Source organism: Actinomadura sp. SCN-SB (genome assembly GCF_043906805.1).
Lineage (GTDB): Bacteria > Actinomycetota > Actinomycetes > Streptosporangiales > Streptosporangiaceae > Spirillospora.
This window is the reverse complement of record NZ_JBIMPP010000006.1, coordinates 126,157-143,039: the sequence shown is the minus strand read 5'-3', so window position 1 is coordinate 143,039 and position 16,883 is coordinate 126,157. Positions and strand designations below refer to the sequence as shown.

Below are 16,883 nucleotides of genomic sequence, written 5' to 3'. Positions count from 1 at the left end.
GGCTGCGGGTCGGTGACGGCCCGGACGGGCTGCTCGACGACCCCGCGTTCGGTCTCCACGGCGACACGGGTGACGGGCGGGCCGACCTTGGGCTGGGTGCCGAACTGCGCCGTGAGCCAAGGGACGAAGCGCGGACGGTCGAAGTCGACCCTGAGCCACTGTCCCGTGGGGCCGAGCCATCCACCGGTCTCCCACGCGGTGAACTCGTTGCCGTCCAATGCCGCGAAGGGCACGGCATCGGGCTTGCGGGAGTTGGGAATCGCGTCGTCTCCCCCCGCCGACGAGGACGCGACCACGTTACGGATGCCGCCGCCATAGGTCACCGTGGTGGCGTAGCGTTCCCAGCCCTCCGCGAGGATGTCGGTGGCGCGCGGACGGTCCGCCTCCGTGAGCGTCTGGGACCACAGATGCAGCTCTCCGTACGAGCGGCGCGCCAAGCGCGAGGAGTCGGTCACCACGGGTGCGCCGCCGAGTTCGGGGGCGTCGTCGTTCAGCAGGACGGGCCGTCGCGGCAGCACCCCGCCGTCGGCCATCGCCAGCAGCGACTCCGGCCCGCCGTACACCCGGACGGGGTCGTCGGCGTGCGCGAGCCCGGCGATCGGCCCCGCGCCCTCGACCTCGTACACCTCCACCGGCTGGTACTTCTGGTTCACCGCCGAGACCGCGTCGTCGACCCAGTCCCCGCCGAAGGGCTCGCCGAAGGCGGCGACCTTGCTGAGCCCGGGGGAGGAGTCCAAAGCCTGGTGGATCCGCGCGGGCCATCCTCCGCGCAGCCTCTCCCTGCGGATGTCATTGCGGACGAGGACATAGCGGACGCCCATGCGTGCCAGGAACTCGGCCAGACCAGGCGAGCTTCTCCCGGCCCTGACCTGCTGCTCGATCGCGTCCAGGGCGCGCGTGTACCCGGGCGAGCCCAGCGGGACGAGCTGCCGCACCCCCCAGCGCGCGGTCAGCATGGGCTGGACCAGGTCGTCCATGGGACGTCCCCACAGGTACTCGCCGAAGGGCGCCCCGGGGATCGCGAGCACCGCCTGCTGCCCTGCGCGGGCGTTCAGCCAGGTCGCGGCGTCCTTCCAGTAGCGGGGCACCTGGGTGAACTCGCCCGGCACCGCCAGGCCGTGCGCGACGGCGGTGACGCCGATCCCGCCGAGCGCCACCATCGCGGCCACGGGCGCGCTCAGCAGCGCCCGGACGGTCCTGGGCCATCCCAGGGCCACGCCGCGCTTGCGCGCTGCCACGGTGAGCAGGTGCGCGAGCCCCAGCGCCAGCGGCAACCGCACCAGCGCGTCGAACTTGAACAGGTTGCGGAAGGGGGCGAGCGCCCCGTCCAGCAGGTCCCGCATCTGCGGGGCCAGCGGCCCCGGCACGTCGCTGATATGGCCGGCCGAGATGATGGCCACCCCGCACAACAGCGAGAGCAGGAGGAACGTGCGTTCGGGCAGGGCCCGGTGCACCAGCCCCGCCAGGCCGATCCCCGCCACGACCGCGGTGCAGAGCATCGGGAGCGTTTCCAGCGACAGGGCGTGCCCGAGCGGCCACCACACCAGCCCGTCCACGACGAGGTAGTTGACCCAGCGCTCCGCGCCGCGCAGCACGTTGACGAGGCCCGTCGGCCCCGTGATGGTCACCGCGCGCTCGGTGTAGGCGAGCCAGTTGTACCCGTACGTGCCGGTCAGCAGGAGGGGCACGATCCACCAGGAGGTCGCCACCGCCACCGCGGCCGACCACCACGCCAGCAGCCGCGCCCGTCCCCGCGTCCCGCGCGGCCGTGTCAGCAGGTAGAGGAAGGGGACGACCAGCACCGCGACGGTCGCGCTGGCGTTGATCCCGCTACAGCAGGCGACCGCGATGCCCGACCGGGCCGCCGCCCGTATCCGGCCGTCGCCGCTCTCGACGGCCGTGACCAGAGGGACGAGCATCCACGGCAGCATCGCGACCGGCAGGTACTCCGAGGACAGCTGTCCCATCGTCGCCAGCGCGTTGGGCGCCAGCGCGTACGCCGCCGCGCCGACCAACCGGGTCTGGGGGCCGCCGACGCCCAGCCGCATCGCCAGCAGCCGGACGCCCAGGAACGCCGCGCACATCAGCAGCGCGAACCAGAACCGCTGGGTGATCCAGGCGGGCACGTCCAGCAGGTCGCCGAGCGCGTAGAACGGGCCCATCGGGAACAGGTAGCCGACCGCCTGGTTCTGCAACTGCCCGAACTGCTCGTGGTCCCAGGGATGCACGGCGCGGCCCAGGAATCCCAACGGGTTCAGCGCCATGTCAATCTTGGTGTCGGCCAGGATCGCGCCGGGACGGGTGGAGAACGCCAGCGCGCTCAGCGCCAGGCAGCACACGACCGTCCGCAGCCGGTCGCGCAGCCGCGGATCGACGTCGGCCACGGCCCCGGTCCCGGCATCGGGCTCAGCCTGTCCGACGGCCATTCTCGCGCGGGCTCCTTCCCCTGGTGGGCGGCATCAGCGGGGGACGTCGCCGTCGCGCACGGCTTCCTCCACCCTCCGCGGCCCGGCGTCACCGTATCCCGGAACGGCCACCGCGCCGTCCGGCGCCGGCGCGACCGCCGCCACCGCCGCCGTGATCAGGCGGGACCATTCCGCCGCCGTGCGCGTCCAGTCGAACAGGCCCGCCCAGTCCCGGCACGCGGACGCGATCACCCGTCGCCGTTCCGGGTCCGCCAGCTCCTTGAGGGCGCGCGCGGTGACCTCCGCCAGCTCGCCGGGGCAGTCCGGGTCGTCGGCGGCGAGCCAGCCGGTCGTGCCGTCGCGGATGGCGTCGCGCAACCCGTCCACGTTGTAGGCGACGGTCGGGACCCCCAGGGCCGCGGCCTCGATGACGCTCAGCCCCCACCCCTCGTACTGGGACGGGCTGAGGTGCAGGTCGGCGCGGGCGACCAGCGCGGCCTTGTCCTCCTCGGGCACGAAGCCGTGGAAGACGACGACGCCCCCGAGCCCGCGGCGGGCGACCTCCGCGTCCAGGGCGGGGCGCTCGGGACCGTCGCCGATCACGTTCAGCCGTAACCCGGGATGCAGGTCCAGCAGATGTTCGGCCATGCCGAGCAGGCGTTCCACCCGCTTGTGCGCCACCAGCCGGGTGACGCACACCAGTTCCGGGTCGCCGGGCGGGGTCTGGACCTGCTCCGACGGGCGGGCGACCGTCGTGCCGTTGGGGACGATGTGGGCCACCCCCGTCCGGCCCAGCCGTTCCCGGACGGCCCTGAGGGTGGATGGGGAGACGCACACCAGCGTGTGCCGCCGGTAGACCAGGCGGCTCACCGGCCCCTCCACGACCCGGCCGATCCAGGCCATCCAGCGCGGGAAGTACAGCCCGAACTGCTCGTCGTGCACATGGTGGATCAGGCAGAAGACGGCGGCACGCCTCGGAAGGGCCCAGGGCGTGAAGAAGGGGATGCCGTTCTGGCAGTCGATGACCGCGTCGAACGACCGGCGGCGCAGGACGCGGCGGCCGGCCATCCAGAGGAACACCAGCGGGTACACGGTGAAACGGCCGCCGAGCCTGACGAACTCGACGCCGTCCACGCGGTCGCGGCGGCGCTGCCCGCGCCCGCGGGACGTCACGTACGTGACCTGGGCGCCGCTCGCCGCGAGCCGCCTCGCCACCTCCCACGCGTACCGCTCCGCACCTCCCGCGGCCGGATGCCAGAGATCGCGCCAGTTCACGACCGCCAGCCGGATCCCGTTCATGCCGCGTGGGGTGCCCACGGGGGACGCGACCTCGGGTTCCAGGTCAGCGGTTGCCGTAGTTGTAGAGGGGCTCGGAGACCTGGTCCTGCTGCGCGCTGCTCGCCAGTTGGACCACGCTGAACGATGCCGCGGTGGCGAGCAGGACACCGACCAAGGCTGCGATGGCGATGCGCATCAGGGGTCCCTTCGACGGGGGATACTGCCCAGTAATGCCGACACATTAGTGGCTCGCATCACAATTGACCAGAAAATCGCGCCACTCATGACAATCCAGGCGACCGTCACGGCGGCCACAGGCGGTCCGTTGTCCGGGACCACATCCGATCTCGTGATCCGGTACAGCAGCAGATCGTCCCCCCGCAGGACCGTGCCGGCACCCGGCAGCCGCCGCGGGCCGGGGTCCGCCGCCGGGTCCCGGACGTCCACAGCCACGTACCGCACGCCCGCCTCGCGCAGGGTCGCGGTCAGTGGCGCCCCCGACCTGATCGCCCCGTCCAGTCTCCGGGCCTTGGGGTCCTCGGACGGGACGGTGGTGCCGCCCACGCGGAGCGCGTCGTTCACGATCACCCGGCGGTGCAGGTAGCGGGGCAGCGGGTCCAGGACGCGGCGGCCATGGTTCCAGGGGTAGCCGCGGTAGTAGGCCCAGGGGAGGACGAGGACATCCCCTGCGACCGGATCGGCGTCGATGATCTCCCGCGCCCGCGCCCAGTCGCCCGGGTAGTCCACGGACCGCAACTGGCCACCGGCCCCCCATGCCAGGGACGGCAACAGGACGAGGGGCGCGAGCAGGGCCCCATAGGCGACCGCCGAATGCCCGACGTCGAGCACCTTGTCCGCCGCCAGGGCCAAGCCCACCGCGACCACGACCGCCAGGGGCGCGACGAACTGCTGGCCGTCGCGGAACGCCGCGAACCCCGACCAGAGGTCGATCGCCCCTTCGAGCAGCGAGGGCACGACCGCGCCCAGGGAGGCCGCGGCGAACCCTACCGCCGCCGCGATCGCCGCCCCACGCCACCACGGCGCCATGCGTTCGCTACGCCGGCCGTAGACCCCGTACGCGAACAACGCGCTCAGCACCACCGCTCCCCAGAGTGCGGCGGTCACCGGCGTCCCGTAGCCGACGGGGACCGTCTCGCCGTTCCACACACCGCCCAGGAGGAGCAGGCTGCCCAGCGTTCCGAACGGGGTGTCCGCGCGGGCGGCGAACGCCTCGACCGCCACCCCCTCCCCGGGCACTCCCCCAGGACGCAACAGTCCGGGCACCAGCCACGGCAGGCTCAGCACGGCGAGGGCGGCGGGCACCTTGGCGACCCCCGCCCGCCGTCCCCGGGTCACCGCCACGGTCAGCGCGGCGAGGCCGGAGACGGTGAGCGCCCCGTACCCTCCGATGGCCGCCGGGATCAGGGCGCGGACCAGACGGCGGCCACCGCCGTGTTCATCCGCGCGCGACGCGGCGGCCACCACCCAGGGCAGCGCCGCGTACCCCAAAAGCAGAGCCCACTGCCCCAGGAGCAGACGCTCGGCGACGAACGGGTTCCACGCGTAGCAGACACCCGCGACCAGCCTCGGCACCAGCCGCCCGGACGGCACCAGCGACGCCGCCGCCGTACACGCCATCACGAACACCGCGAGCAGCAGCAGCCGTTGCGCGACCCACGCGGGCACCACCGTGCCCAGGGCGGTCGCGACGGCGTCGCTGGGCACCTGGCGCGGCACCGACCCGGTCAGCCCGAACGTCATCGGCGTGAACGCCGGATCGGGGACGAACACCATGTCGTAGGACAGCACGAACCCGGGCGCGAGCCCCGGCCCCAGCGCCGCCAGCCCGAGCCCCAGCCCGGCGAGGGCGGCGGCGAGGTGCCGCGTCCGGCCGTCCATCAGGCATCGAGGCCCTCGGTCGGGTCAGGAGGCGACGATGCGCAGCCTGGCGAAGAACTGGTTGATGTCGGGCCACATCGTGCGGTGGGTGTTGGGCACGGACGCGAACACCACCGCGGGCACCGGGCGTCCGTTGTCGACCACCAGCGTCGCCACCACCTCACCGGTGGCCCGGACGCCCGCCCGCTTGTAGGTCAGGTACGACGCGACCAGCCAGCCCTTGCGCCCGTCCACGGTCAGCGCCTGCGAGGCGAGCGGCGCCGACTTGTGGGGGAAGCCGTAGTACTGCGCCTCGATGTTCTTGGCCGCCAGCACCGCGACGGACTGCACGCTCTCCGGCCCGGTGTAGGAGCTCTGCAGGCCCGGGTTCAGCCTGCCGACGAGCAGCTGCCCGTACCAGAGCCCGCCGCCGGACCGCTCCGTCACCAGCACCTGCTGCCCGGACCAGCCGGACGTGCCGAGCTTGTTCGCCTTGGTCGGCAGCTGCCACGGCGCCGCCAGCCGCGGGTAGGCGAGCCCCGACATCGGGTCGGTCACCATGCCGACGAGCCTGCTGGGCCGCCCGGGGAACCGCCGCAGCGGCTTGTCCGGCGGCAGCTCGACCTGCGGCTCCTGCGGCTCGCCCGCGCTCGCGGTCTGTCCCGAGGCGCCCTGCTTCTCGCCGCCGCCGTCGCCGCCGCGCTGCTGGAGCAGGTACACCGCGCCCGCCGCCAGAAGGGCCAGCACCAGCACGCCGACCCCGGCCAGCAGGGCGACCCGGCCACGGCCGCCGCCCTCGTCGAAGGAGTCGCCCGAGGAGCGGCCGAGCTTGGCGTCCGCCGCGTGCTCGTCGGCCATCCACTCCGGCATCTGCCAGTTGCCGCTGCTCGGCTTGCCCGGCTTCGGCGGCGCCGACGGACCCGTGGGCGTCACGCCGGCGTACTGCGGGTCGCCGTCGCCGTCGAACAGCGAGTCGTCGAACTGCCGCTGCCCCGTTTCGGGCTGCCAGGGCTCGGGCCCGGGACCGGACCCCTCCGCCGCGGGGGCCTCGCCCATGGGCGCGACCTTCACGTCCTCCGCGGCCGCGGAGGCATCGGATCGTCCTCCGGACTCGGACTTCTCCACCTCGGGCACGGTCACCCGGACGCTCTCCTCGTGATCGGCGGGGTTGTCGCTCATGTCGGTCCCGCGCCCCGCACGCTCCCCCTCATCGGACATGCGGGCCACGTTACGGCAAGATCACTCATCCGGACGGCGTCGGCCATCACGGTCCGGGAACAGCTTGCCGACGGCCGCCGCCCGGCTCAACGGGCCACCTGAGTGTCCTCGTCGACCGCTGTGAGCTGCGCGGACTCGTCCCCGAGCCGTTCGCGGACGAGCAGCGTCCCGCCCGCCACCGCACCCGGCATGGCCAGCACGGCGCCCAGCGGTATGAGGAACACCACGACCGTCGCGACGCCCATTCCCAGGACGAGGGGACGGTTCCGTTTCATCAACGCGAACCTCTCCCGGCGCAGCACCCCGCGCCGCTCCAGAGCGACGGAGGTGAGCTCGCCCGCCAGGAAGTACCCCGACACGAACGCCGCGGCCACCGGGACCACGGTCTGCCCGATCAGCGGGATGAAACCGCAGACGAAGAACGTGACGGCGAAGCACAGCGCCACCAGGCCCAGCAGCACCGCGTCCGTGACGGCACGCCGGATCCCCGTCAGCAGCGGCACGTCCGGCTCCGGCGGCGCGCCGCCCCGCGACTCCTCCACCTTCACCGAGATGCTCTCGTAGAACGGGTCGCCGACCAGCAGCGTCAGCGCGGTGAACGTGAGCACCGCCAGGAAGAGCGACGCCCCGAACACCGCGACGCCCGCCACCACCCTGGTCGCCTTCCGCACGCCGTCCGACCAGTCGTCGGCGAACGGGGTCAGCCAGCCCGCGACATCGTCCAGGTGCCAGGCCAGCACGCCGAGCGCCGTCCCGTACAGCGCCAGCACGATCAGCGCGGGGATCAGCCCGAACAGCCACTGCGCGGGCCGCGCCGCGACCCAGCCGAGGCCGCGGGCGAGGTATCCGGCACCGTCGAAGAAGTCCCTGAGCGCTTGCCTCACGAGGCCAAGCTATCGCTCCCCAAGCCGACAAGAACGGCCGAACGCGCCCAGACCGCCGCGCGCACTCCCGGGTCCTTCCGTGCGCCCACCACCGGCAGCAGCCGCGCCCCCGCCATCGACGGATGGAACCGCCCCGACTCGAACCGCTCCTCGACCGCCAGCCTCACCGGCGTCCGCGCCCCCTGCGACGGGGTCCGGACGAGCGGCGTGCGCGCCATCACCCGCATCATGCGCTCCACCCCTGGGGCGTCCCGTCCCAGGCTCGTCGCCACCAGGCCGGGGCAGACCGCGTTCACGGCCACGCCCTTGACCCGCTCCGCCAATTCCTCGGCGAACAGGATGTTGAGCAGCTTGGACCGCGCGTAGACCCGCATGGAGCCCAGCGCGCCGTACGTCCCCGGCTCGGCGAACCGCTCCACGTCCAGGCGACCCGCCCTGCGGTGCATCTCGGAGGTCACGACCACCACGCGCGAGGGCGTCGCCTGCGTCAGCCGCTCCAGCAGCAGGTTGGTCAGCAGGAACGGGCCCAGATGGTTGGTCGCGATCATGCGGTCGTAGCCGTCCGCGCTCACCTTCGCCCGCAGATGGTGGACGCCCGCGTTGTTGACCAGGACGTCGATCCACTCGTACCGCTCGCGGAGCCGGTCGGCGGCCCTCCGCACGTCGGCGAGCACCGACAGGTCCGCCTCGAACGGCTCGACCTCGGCCCCCGGCGTGCTCGCCACGATGTCCTCCACCGCGGCCCGCGCCCGCACCGGATTCCTGCAGACGAGACCGAGCCGGTAGCCGCGCCGGGCCAGCTCTCGGGCGATCTCCTTCCCGATTCCCGAACTGGCCCCGGTCACGACGGCGATCTTCTGCATGCCTTCACCCTCCCGCGCGCACCCCACGTTACGGAAGACCTCGGGCCGAAGGCACACGGCCCACCCCGGCGCGCACCACCTCGACCCGGGCTTGCCGCGGTCGACGGGATTCGGGCCCGTCAGGTCCCCCCTTTGGCGGCCCGGACGCTGACCGAGTCGATCGCGCACCGCGAGAGTCCGGCGCTTAAGCGCCCAGAGGAAAGGGCCGGCGCGCCGGGCGCCGGCCCTTCTCATCGGGTCAGGAGCGTCAGCCGGCCCCGATCTCGGGCTCGTCGCCCTCGTTCTCCTGAACGGGACGGTGGACGCAGTTGATGGTGTTGTTGGTGTCGTCGACCCGCGAGTCGATGATCACCGGGGCCCAGACCCCGATGCAGTACTGCTTCGACACGTTCGTGAACTTGTCGTTGTCGTACTTCTTGTTGGCCTTGATGGTCTGGTTCGGAGGCTTCGGGTGCCCCTCGGCGGCCATCGCGGGCGCGGCGCCGAGCAGAACGCCTCCGACCGCCATGGTGAGCGCGCTCGCGGCGGCGAATCGCTGGAATTGCATTGGTTCCCCCTCGTGTGGTCGTGACGCCGATACCGGCAACCGCCGTTGACGCATGCCGGTGGATCGACATTGTCGACGGCGCGTTCCATACCCGGATCTCGGCGCCGATGCGTCATGAGAATGTTTCTTGGCAAGGGAATCGACCGCGGCCGAAGAACCCGCGGGTGCGCATTTGGGCCCCGTGCGATTCCTGACCATCTGTTGGTCATCGTGGTCCCGTTTACGCGTACAGGCCACAACGCCCCACAGAATGGGCTTATGGGTGACTTGTCATTTTCGCCGGAATTATCTGATCAGTAGTGCCGGCTCGACTCCTCTGTCGGCGTGCCGAGGGCCTGGGGTGGCGCCGCCACCCGTTCGACCTCGTCGGGGTAGGCGGTCCGCCGTCCGCGGATCCGGATGACCAGCGGTTTGCAGAACCAGAGCCAGCCCGCGAGGAGGGCCAGGCCGATGGCGGTGACCATCGCCAGCCGCCCGGCGAACATGAAGTCGACCACCACCATGATCCCGGTGGTCATCGACACGGCCAGCGCGAGCGATCCGACGATGCCGTACAGGTTCGACTGCCGGACCAGCGCCTCCTTTCTGCCCTGGCGGAACAGGATCCGATGCTGGGCCACGGGGGCGATGAAGAGGACGGACGCCACCGCGGCCCCGACCAGGGCGAGGTAGAACAGCCAACGATCCTTGGCGGGAAGCCGGTCGTATCCGTGGGCGAAGGGAACGGTCAGGAGAAAGGCGAAGAGCACCTGGACTCCGGTCGCCGCGACCCGCAACCCCTGCAAGAGCTCGATGAAGTTGCGCACCGAGCGCTCGGCGGGGCTTTCATCTATGGGACTTCTGTGCAGCTTCGTCATATCAGGTATAACCGCAGCGAATTCACCGTGCCCGGGCCAGGTCCGATCATCGCCAGGAACTCGGAGATGTTTCCTCCCCCCTTGATCTCGCCGGCTTTCTCTTGCCTCCATCCTGATCCCCTGAGGATCATTCCATGAAACAACGATCCCCGGACTTTGCCTGTTGTTCACATTCGCTCGAGCCGAACGGTTCCAATCGGGGAATTCGGAGATATTCGGCCGTCCCCGTCCATTGGTAAAAGGCCGGTGAATCGCGGCGACGGGGACGGTTCAGCCGTCGTCCTCCTCCTTGACACCCCGCGAGACGATCTCGCCCGAGGCCGCGTCCACCAGCAGCGTGTGCGCCATGCCGTCGCCGTCGGTGATGTCGACCTCCCAGAACGGCCCCGTCGGCCGGTACTCGCGAAGTCCACCGAGGTCACGGTGCCGGGCTGGACTTCGGAGGCGATCCGCCCCGCCTGGACGGCGCTGATCCGCGCGGCGCGCAGCGCCGCCGCCTGGTCCGACGGTCCCGGCGTCAGGTCACCGTCCCCCGCGCAGTCGCCGTCCTCGCCCGCCTCCGGGGGATCGAGGCGGTTGGCCAGTACGCGGCGCTCGTTGGAGTCGATGTGCAGTTCCCGCATGGCGCCGTCCGCGGCCACGACGTCGACCTCCCACATCAGCACGCGCCCGTTGTAGTCCAGCTCCAGGCCCTCGATGTGGCCGCCGGGGACCGCCTCCAGCGCGGTCTCGGCGGCGTGCGCGATGCTGAGCCTGGCGGTGACCTGCCCCTCGCCATGGTCCGTCCCGACGACCGAGGTGGCGACCGAGGTGCCGGCGACCCCGGCCAGCGCGCCCGCCGCGACCGCCGCCGCCAGCATCGGCCCTCGTCGCGACAACGCCTTCCCCATGGCGAGTTTCATGCGGTCCTTCTCCCGTTGATCTGCATTCCACGGGGATTACACTAGGTATCTGAATCACTACTCAACGCAAGGACGGCGCAAAGGACCGGGGCAGGGCATGCGGCTGCTGATCGTTGAGGACGAGAGACGCCTGGGAAGGTCGCTGGCGTGGGGCCTGGCCGCCGAGGGCTTCGCCGTGGACCTGGCCGGCGACGGGACCACCGGCCTGAACCGGGCGTTCGAGAACGACTACGACCTGATCGTCCTGGACATCATGCTGCCCGGCATGAACGGCTACCGGGTCTGCTCGGCCCTGCGCGCGGCGGGCAACGACACCCCGATCCTCATGCTGACCGCCAAGGACGGCGAGTACGACGAGGCCGAGGGGCTCGACACCGGCGCCGACGACTACATCACCAAGCCGTTCTCCTACGTGGTGCTGCTGGCCCGGATCCGTGCCATGCTGCGCCGCCGCACCCGCGGCGGCGGCGACCCCGTCATCGTCCTCGGCGACCTGGCCGTCGACCCCGCCGCCCGGCTGGTGCGGCGCGCGAACGTCGAGGTGGACCTGACCGCCAAGGAGTTCGCCGTCCTGGAACACCTGGCGGCCAACGCCGGCCGGGTGGTGTCGAAGACGCAGATCATCGAGCATGTGTGGAACGGGGCGTACGAGGGCGACCCCAACATCGTCGAGGTCTACGTCAGCGCGCTGCGCCGCAAGCTGGACGCCCCGTTCGGGCGCAGATCGATCACGACGGTGCGCGGCGCCGGTTACCGCCTGGCCGCCGACGGCGGCGCCCCGCGCCCGCGGGACGGGGACGACTAGATGGCCGGCCTGTTCGACTCGGTCCGGGCGCGCGCCACCGTGGGCGCGACCGCCGTCGTCAGCGCGGCCCTGGTCATCACGGGACTGGCCGTGGTGTCCCTGCTCCGGGTGAACCTCGCCGAGCACGCCGACCTGCAAGCGGAGATCACCGCCCGTGAGACCGCCGCCAAACTCGCCACCGGCACCCCGTACGACCGCCTCGACCTGGACGACGCCGACGAACAGCCCGTCCAGGTCGTCGACCTGGCGGGACGCGTCCGCGCGCGAAGCGTGCAGTTGCAGGCCGTCAGCGGCACGGGCCACCGCGTGGTCAGGCCCGGCGCGGCGGTGGCCACCACACCTCCCGGCGAGGACGACGACGACATCGATGACGAGGATCCGCGGCGCGGCCAGGTCTTGGAGGAGGTCCGCCACATCACGGGCCGCGCCACCGTGGACGGCCGCACCTCCGACTATCGGTTCGCGGAGGTGGAGGTCACCACGCCCGCCGGGGAGACCGTCACCGTGTACGCGGGCGCGAGCCTCGCCATGACACGGGAGGCCGTCGCCACGGTGACCAGGACGATGCTCGCCGGCCTTCCCCCGCTGCTGGCCCTGGTGGCGGCCGTGACGTGGCTGGTCACCCGGCGGGCGCTCCGTCCCGTGGCGGCCATCCGCCACGAGCTGGAGGAGATCACCTCCTCCGGCGACCTGGCCCGGCGCGTCCCCGTGCCGAGGTCGCGCGACGAGGTGGCCGAACTCGCCGGCACGACGAACCAGACCCTCGCCGCCCTGGAACGCTCGGTGGACCGGCAGCGCGCCTTCGTCGCCGACGCGGCCCACGAGCTGCGCAGCCCCATCGCCTCGCTGCGCACGCAACTGGAGGTGGCCACCGCCCACCCGGGGCTGCTGGAGCTGCCGGAACTGATCGACGATGTCGTACGGCTCCAGCACCTCACCGCGGACCTGCTGCTGCTCGCCCGCATCGACGCCGGAGACCACCCCGTCTCACCGGAGCCGGTGGACCTCGCCGAACTCGTCCGGGAGGAACTGGAGCACCGTCCCGCCTCCGGTGACCTGGTCATCAAGGCCGAGATGGCGGAGGCACCCAAGGTCCAGGGCAGCCGCGGCAGGCTCGCCCGCGTCCTGTCCAACCTGCTCGACAACGCCGAACGGCACGCGGCCAGCAGCGTCCGCGTGTCCCTGGGCGGCCCGGACGGCGCGGTGGTACTGCGGGTCGCCGACGACGGGACGGGCGTGCCGCCCGCCGACCGCGAGCGGATCTTCGAACGGTTCGTCCGCCTGGACGAGGCCCGCAGCCGCGACGACGGCGGCGCCGGACTCGGACTGGCCATCGCCCGCGACCTGGTCCGGGCACTCGGCGGGGACCTCACCGTCGGCGAGGCCCCCGAAGGCGGAGCCCTCTTCGAGGTCCTGATCCCCGCCCGCGCTCACATGTAGTAGTGGTAACGGCGGTGCCACTCCTTCCGCACCGCCCGCCCCATCAGTGGGCCACCGGCCCCGTCGCGTGCGCCTTCACCAGCAGCCCGAGACACCCCGGGCAGATCGGATCGGCCCACGGCGGCTGCGCGGGCACCCCGCTCAGCCACCACACGGTCGCGTCGCCGTGGTACCGCGCCTGGTACAGGTCCTCCCACACGCGCAGGCAGCGCAGGCATTGGAAGCGCCATTTCTCGGTGACTGTCTGAGCCTCGCGTACGCGCATGAGAAGACCTCGCGAACCAGATGAACAGCTGACGGATCTTCGAGCCCAGGAGGCCGCCAGGGCCCCCCTCGACGAGGCTGGACTTCATCGGCTTTCCCCTCCCGACCTCGATGACGACGGTCCTACGAACGGCCTTCACCGTGACCGACGTACCTGAGGCCGACCTGAAGCACCCTGAAGCCCCCTTCAGGCCACAACAAACCCCACCAAACCCCCCAGCCCCGCCTCACAAGACACAAAAAACGGCCGCAACACCACCCCTAGGGGCGGCATCACGGCCGTTGACGAGACCTCGGCGTTGCCTCAACCGCTGCCGGTTGGCGGATGTTCGAGCAAGGCCGGTCGGGTGGAGGTGGCGGGAATCGAACCCGCGTCCTTCGGTGATGAGTCAGGGCTTCTCCGGGTGCAGCCTGCTAATCGCTTTCTCAGCCCCGGCGCTCACGCAGGCAAGTCGCCGGCGGGCTCAGTCGCTGTGAGGTGTCCCTGCACGCCCCGCGACCGGGCGGGCAGGTGAGTCTCCTGATGATGCCAGATCCCGGGGCGGAGACTCACCCGGGCTGACAGAGTTCGCGCTCGCCTCAGGCGGCGAGGGCGAACTCGGACTGCTTCTTGTTGGCAGTTATTGGTGTGCCGTCACGGGATTATCGAGGTCGCGACAGCAACCCTCGACCCGCTTCCCCTGGCTCCAACGACCGAAGTCGAAGCCGGTCACCCCCATGTTCAGTTGTCAACGCGGACGTCCTGGGACGCCCGCAGGAGACGCTACAAGGTTAACGCTCCGGGTGCCAAGCGCATTCCCGGACAGAGTGACGCCCCGGTGAGCGGCTGTGTCAGCGCTCACCGGGGCCGACCGGCAGGGTCGGGCCGGTCCGGACGGCAGGGCCTCCCCCGAGACGAGGCCCTGGTCTCATCACGGCGACTGGGTCCGCAACCCCCCAAGCGGATCCTCAGTCACCTGTAAAGACGCTCGTAGGGCCGTGGGTGGTTGCTCGACGGTCGTAAAAGGATCACAAAGGGGTCAGCGGGCGGCCCTGGGGGGCCCGGTGAGGAAGTAGGAGGCGACCGCGGCGGCGTTGACCCTGCCCTCCACGGCGATGGCGAAGGCCAGGTCGCCACGGGAGCCGACGAACCAGGAGACGGGTTTGCCGTCCTGATCGGCGATGGCGGCGACGCCGGAGACCCGGGCGCCCCCGGCGACGTTCGCGGACCTGGCGGTGCCCTGGGCGACCGAGCGGCGCATGAGCAGCTTCATGTCCGAGGTCGTGACGGGGTTGAGCGGCTGCGCCGCCACCTGCTGGGGGTCGCGGGGGTCGTTCAGCAGGTACGGGGGACGCCAGGTGCCGTTCTCGGTGGCTCCCGCGACCAGGGCCATGGCCAGCGGGCTGACCCGCACCTTGCCCTGGCCGAGCATCAGGGCGGCCTTCTCGGCGTCGTTGGCGGGCCTGGGGACCGTGCCGGAGAACGCCGGGACGGACAGGCCCCAGTTCTTGCCGAGCCCCAGCCGTCCCGCCTCGGCCACCAGCGCGTCGGGGGTCAGGCGGTTACTCAGGGACACCAGGGTCGTGGCGCAGGAGTACGCGAAGTTCCATTGGAGGGTGGCCCGCCCCCGTGACCCGCCGCCGGGGTTGGTGAAGGTCCGGCCCCCCACGGACGCGGACGGGGGGCAGTCGGTCCGCGCGTTCTGGGCCATGCCGCTGTTCAGCAGCGCCTGGGCCGAGACGATGCTGAACGCCATGCCGGGCGCGTACTGGGCCTCCATGGCCCGGTTCTCGCCCTTGGTGAGGTGGTTGGCGACCGCCAGGATCTCCCCGGTGCTGGGACGTACCGCGACCATGGACGCGGGGACGCGCAGGGCGGAGAGGGCCGTCTCGGCCCGCGGCTGGATCTTGCGGTCCAGGGTGGTGCGCACGGGCTGCGGGTCCTGGCCCGGCCAGGACCGCAGTTCCTGCCGCTCCCTGCCGTCGGGGTCCTGGGCGACCACCCGGACGGTGGGGATGCCCGCCAGCCGCCGCTGCTGGAGCAGTTGCAGGCCGGTGACGCCGATCGTGTCGCCGATCTGGTACGGGGCGCCGACCTGCTGGAGGCGGTCGGCGGTGGCGGGGCCGAGCCTGCCGACCAGCTCCGGCGCGAGCAGCGGGGCGATCGGTGCCCGGTCCTGCCGGAACTGGAGGCCCTGGATCTGGCGAAGCCGGAGGATCAGGGCGTTGTTGGCGGGGAGCTGAAGGGTGAGCAGCGGCAGGAACGCGTTGGGCGGCGCCGACCTGATCCGGCCGAGCAGCCGCTCGGAGTCCAGCTGGCCCTCGTCCAGCCTGGTGGCCCGGACCATCTGCCTCACCGTCTGGTCCGGCTCGCGCAGCTGGCCCGGGTAGACGCCGACGATCACGGCCGGCACCTCGCGCAGCACCGACCGGGCCGCGGAGTCCTGGATGGGGGCGCGAGGGGGCACCTCGGTCACCACGGCGAGCCGCTGCCCCGGCTTGAGGCTGGGATGGATGATCGACGGGTCCCACACGACCTTCCAGACGCCGTTGATGCGCTTGAGACGCATGTGGCCCTTGTAGGTCCAGGGCTGCCCGTTCTCACCGAGGTCCACCTTGACCGCGAAGTCGGCCTCGGCGGTGTCGCCCTTGCGCACGATGGCCTGGCTCTCGGAGCGTTCCGCGCCCTCCTGGACGGGGGTGCCCAGGGCCAGCTTCAGCGAGGCGGCGTCGAGCTGGCCGCTCACGTCGTCCAGCGCCCTGGCGACGGCGGCCCGGTCGGCGCCGGTGGTCTTGGAGGCCGCGGCCTGGACGTTGCCGACCTGCCAGGCGATCAGGAAGTCGCGCATCGTCGGCAGCGCGGACGGCTCGGCGAAGCAGGCGGTCGCCCCGGCGATCACGAGGCCGGCACAGGACGCCATCGCGATCACCCGGCGGGCCCTGACGCGGACGCGCTCGCTCATCGGCCCCCTCACCGTGCCTTGGAACGCGGCCGGATACGCCCGTGGTGGGTCATCTCGGGTTCTCACCGTCCCTTGGAACGTGGCCGGGCACGCCCGTCGCGGGTCATTCGGCTCTCACCGTCCCTTGAAGCGGGCGGCCGTGGCGCGCCGCATCTCGCGGTCGGCCTCGCGTTTGGCGATGGCCTGGCGCTTGTCGTAGGTCTTCTTACCACGGGCCAGGCCGATCTCGACCTTGGCCTTACCGTCCTTGAAGTACAGGGAGAGCGGCACCAGCGTCCACCCCGGCTCGGACGTCTTGGCGGTGATCCGCTGGATCTCCCGCTTGTGCAGCAGCAGCTTGCGGCGCCTGCGCGGGGCGTGGTTGGTCCAGGTGCCCTGGGTGTACTCGGGGATGTGGACGTTCTCCAGCCACACCTCGCCGTCCATGACGTGGGCGTAGCCGTCGGTCAGGGAGGCCCGCCCGGCGCGCAGCGCCTTGACCTCCGTGCCCATCAGCACCATGCCCGCTTCCCACGTGTCATCGATGTGGTAGTCGTAGCGGGCGCGTTTGTTCTGCGCGATGAGCTTGCGCCCTGTGTCCCGTGCCACTCGTCATCCGCC

Annotated in this window: 14 protein-coding genes, 1 other RNA gene and 1 pseudogene; 2 read left to right on the top strand and 14 right to left on the bottom strand. The window is 71.8% G+C overall.

Translation table 11 applies throughout. The features are described 5' to 3' along the window. Positions 1 to 377: 377 nt before the first annotated feature. From ACGWYJ_RS06090 to ACGWYJ_RS06045, 10 genes and pseudogenes are all read right to left on the bottom strand, one after another. Positions 378 to 2,426: pseudogene (locus tag ACGWYJ_RS06090) on the bottom strand (alpha-(1->3)-arabinofuranosyltransferase family protein); the annotation flags it as partial. A gap of 33 nt (positions 2,427 to 2,459) precedes the next feature. Continuing rightward, entirely contained in the window at positions 2,460 to 3,704 is a 1,245-nt protein-coding gene (locus ACGWYJ_RS06085; RefSeq protein ID WP_395104574.1) for a glycosyltransferase family 4 protein, read from the bottom strand. 43 nt (positions 3,705 to 3,747) lie between these two features. After that, positions 3,748 to 3,879, bottom strand: a complete 132-nt coding sequence (locus tag ACGWYJ_RS06080; protein ID WP_395104573.1) for a hypothetical protein — start codon at positions 3,877 to 3,879, stop codon at positions 3,748 to 3,750. Continuing rightward, a complete protein-coding gene (locus tag ACGWYJ_RS06075; RefSeq protein ID WP_395104572.1) occupies positions 3,879 to 5,582 on the bottom strand; it encodes a hypothetical protein in 1,704 nt (567 codons plus the stop codon). Before ACGWYJ_RS06075 ends, ACGWYJ_RS06080 begins: the two co-directional genes overlap by 1 nt. A 24-nt stretch (positions 5,583 to 5,606) precedes the next feature. Continuing rightward, a complete protein-coding gene (locus ACGWYJ_RS06070) occupies positions 5,607 to 6,779 on the bottom strand; it encodes a hypothetical protein (protein ID WP_395104571.1) in 1,173 nt (390 codons plus the stop codon). 86 nt (positions 6,780 to 6,865) lie between these two features. Beyond that, complete coding sequence (locus ACGWYJ_RS06065) at positions 6,866 to 7,663, bottom strand: EI24 domain-containing protein (protein ID WP_395104570.1); 798 nt, start codon at positions 7,661 to 7,663, stop codon at positions 6,866 to 6,868. Further along, complete coding sequence (locus ACGWYJ_RS06060; RefSeq protein ID WP_395104569.1) at positions 7,660 to 8,526, bottom strand: SDR family NAD(P)-dependent oxidoreductase; 867 nt, start codon at positions 8,524 to 8,526, stop codon at positions 7,660 to 7,662. The genes ACGWYJ_RS06065 and ACGWYJ_RS06060 overlap by 4 nt, the downstream gene beginning before the upstream one ends. A gap of 247 nt (positions 8,527 to 8,773) precedes the next feature. Further along, on the bottom strand, positions 8,774 to 9,073 hold the full coding sequence (locus ACGWYJ_RS06055) for a hypothetical protein (RefSeq protein ID WP_395104568.1): 300 nt from the start codon (positions 9,071 to 9,073) through the stop codon (positions 8,774 to 8,776). 293 nt (positions 9,074 to 9,366) lie between these two features. After that, a complete protein-coding gene (locus tag ACGWYJ_RS06050; RefSeq protein WP_395104567.1) occupies positions 9,367 to 9,930 on the bottom strand; it encodes a DUF6328 family protein in 564 nt (187 codons plus the stop codon). A gap of 167 nt (positions 9,931 to 10,097) precedes the next feature. After that, positions 10,098 to 10,832, bottom strand: a complete 735-nt coding sequence (locus tag ACGWYJ_RS06045) for a PepSY domain-containing protein (protein WP_395104566.1) — start codon at positions 10,830 to 10,832, stop codon at positions 10,098 to 10,100. 97 nt (positions 10,833 to 10,929) lie between these two features. Between ACGWYJ_RS06045 and ACGWYJ_RS06040 the strand changes: the two genes are divergently transcribed. Next, positions 10,930 to 11,637, top strand: coding sequence for a response regulator transcription factor (locus ACGWYJ_RS06040; RefSeq protein ID WP_395104565.1), 708 nt, complete (start codon positions 10,930 to 10,932; stop codon positions 11,635 to 11,637). Further along, positions 11,638 to 13,077 (top strand): ATP-binding protein, encoded by a 1,440-nt coding sequence (locus ACGWYJ_RS06035; protein ID WP_395104564.1) that lies wholly within the window; start codon positions 11,638 to 11,640, stop codon positions 13,075 to 13,077. Between the two features lie 43 nt (positions 13,078 to 13,120). Here ACGWYJ_RS06035 and ACGWYJ_RS06030 read toward each other — a convergent pair whose 3' ends face one another. The 4 genes from ACGWYJ_RS06030 to smpB form a co-directional block, all read right to left on the bottom strand. Beyond that, positions 13,121 to 13,342, bottom strand: coding sequence for a hypothetical protein (locus ACGWYJ_RS06030; RefSeq protein WP_395104563.1), 222 nt, complete (start codon positions 13,340 to 13,342; stop codon positions 13,121 to 13,123). 344 nt (positions 13,343 to 13,686) lie between these two features. Then, positions 13,687 to 14,058, bottom strand: a transfer-messenger RNA (tmRNA) gene (gene ssrA / locus ACGWYJ_RS06025). 302 nt (positions 14,059 to 14,360) lie between these two features. After that, positions 14,361 to 16,283 (bottom strand): penicillin-binding transpeptidase domain-containing protein, encoded by a 1,923-nt coding sequence (locus ACGWYJ_RS06020; RefSeq protein ID WP_395104562.1) that lies wholly within the window; start codon positions 16,281 to 16,283, stop codon positions 14,361 to 14,363. Positions 16,284 to 16,397: 114 nt separating this feature from the next. Next, positions 16,398 to 16,871, bottom strand: a complete 474-nt coding sequence (gene smpB, locus ACGWYJ_RS06015) for an SsrA-binding protein SmpB (RefSeq protein WP_395104561.1) — start codon at positions 16,869 to 16,871, stop codon at positions 16,398 to 16,400. Between the last annotated feature and the right edge of the window lie 12 nt (positions 16,872 to 16,883).

What these genes read in the sequence shown, in the direction of transcription:
- ACGWYJ_RS06030 (WP_395104563.1), bottom strand. Translation starts at nt 13,342, where the DNA reads ATGCGCGTACGCGAGGCTCAGACAGTCACCGAGAAATGGCGCTTCCAA.
- ACGWYJ_RS06080 (WP_395104573.1), bottom strand. Translation starts at nt 3,879, where the DNA reads ATGCGCATCGCCATCGCAGCCTTGGTCGGTGTCCTGCTCGCCACCGCG.
- ACGWYJ_RS06035 (WP_395104564.1), top strand. Translation starts at nt 11,638, where the DNA reads ATGGCCGGCCTGTTCGACTCGGTCCGGGCGCGCGCCACCGTGGGCGCG.
- ACGWYJ_RS06050 (WP_395104567.1), bottom strand. Translation starts at nt 9,930, where the DNA reads ATGACGAAGCTGCACAGAAGTCCCATAGATGAAAGCCCCGCCGAGCGC.
- ACGWYJ_RS06020 (WP_395104562.1), bottom strand. Translation starts at nt 16,283, where the DNA reads ATGAGCGAGCGCGTCCGCGTCAGGGCCCGCCGGGTGATCGCGATGGCG.
- ACGWYJ_RS06060 (WP_395104569.1), bottom strand. Translation starts at nt 8,526, where the DNA reads ATGCAGAAGATCGCCGTCGTGACCGGGGCCAGTTCGGGAATCGGGAAG.
- ACGWYJ_RS06070 (WP_395104571.1), bottom strand. Translation starts at nt 6,779, where the DNA reads ATGTCCGATGAGGGGGAGCGTGCGGGGCGCGGGACCGACATGAGCGAC.
- ACGWYJ_RS06040 (WP_395104565.1), top strand. Translation starts at nt 10,930, where the DNA reads ATGCGGCTGCTGATCGTTGAGGACGAGAGACGCCTGGGAAGGTCGCTG.
- ACGWYJ_RS06055 (WP_395104568.1), bottom strand. Translation starts at nt 9,073, where the DNA reads ATGCAATTCCAGCGATTCGCCGCCGCGAGCGCGCTCACCATGGCGGTC.
- ACGWYJ_RS06085 (WP_395104574.1), bottom strand. Translation starts at nt 3,704, where the DNA reads ATGAACGGGATCCGGCTGGCGGTCGTGAACTGGCGCGATCTCTGGCAT.
- ACGWYJ_RS06045 (WP_395104566.1), bottom strand. Translation starts at nt 10,832, where the DNA reads ATGAAACTCGCCATGGGGAAGGCGTTGTCGCGACGAGGGCCGATGCTG.
- ACGWYJ_RS06075 (WP_395104572.1), bottom strand. Translation starts at nt 5,582, where the DNA reads ATGGACGGCCGGACGCGGCACCTCGCCGCCGCCCTCGCCGGGCTGGGG.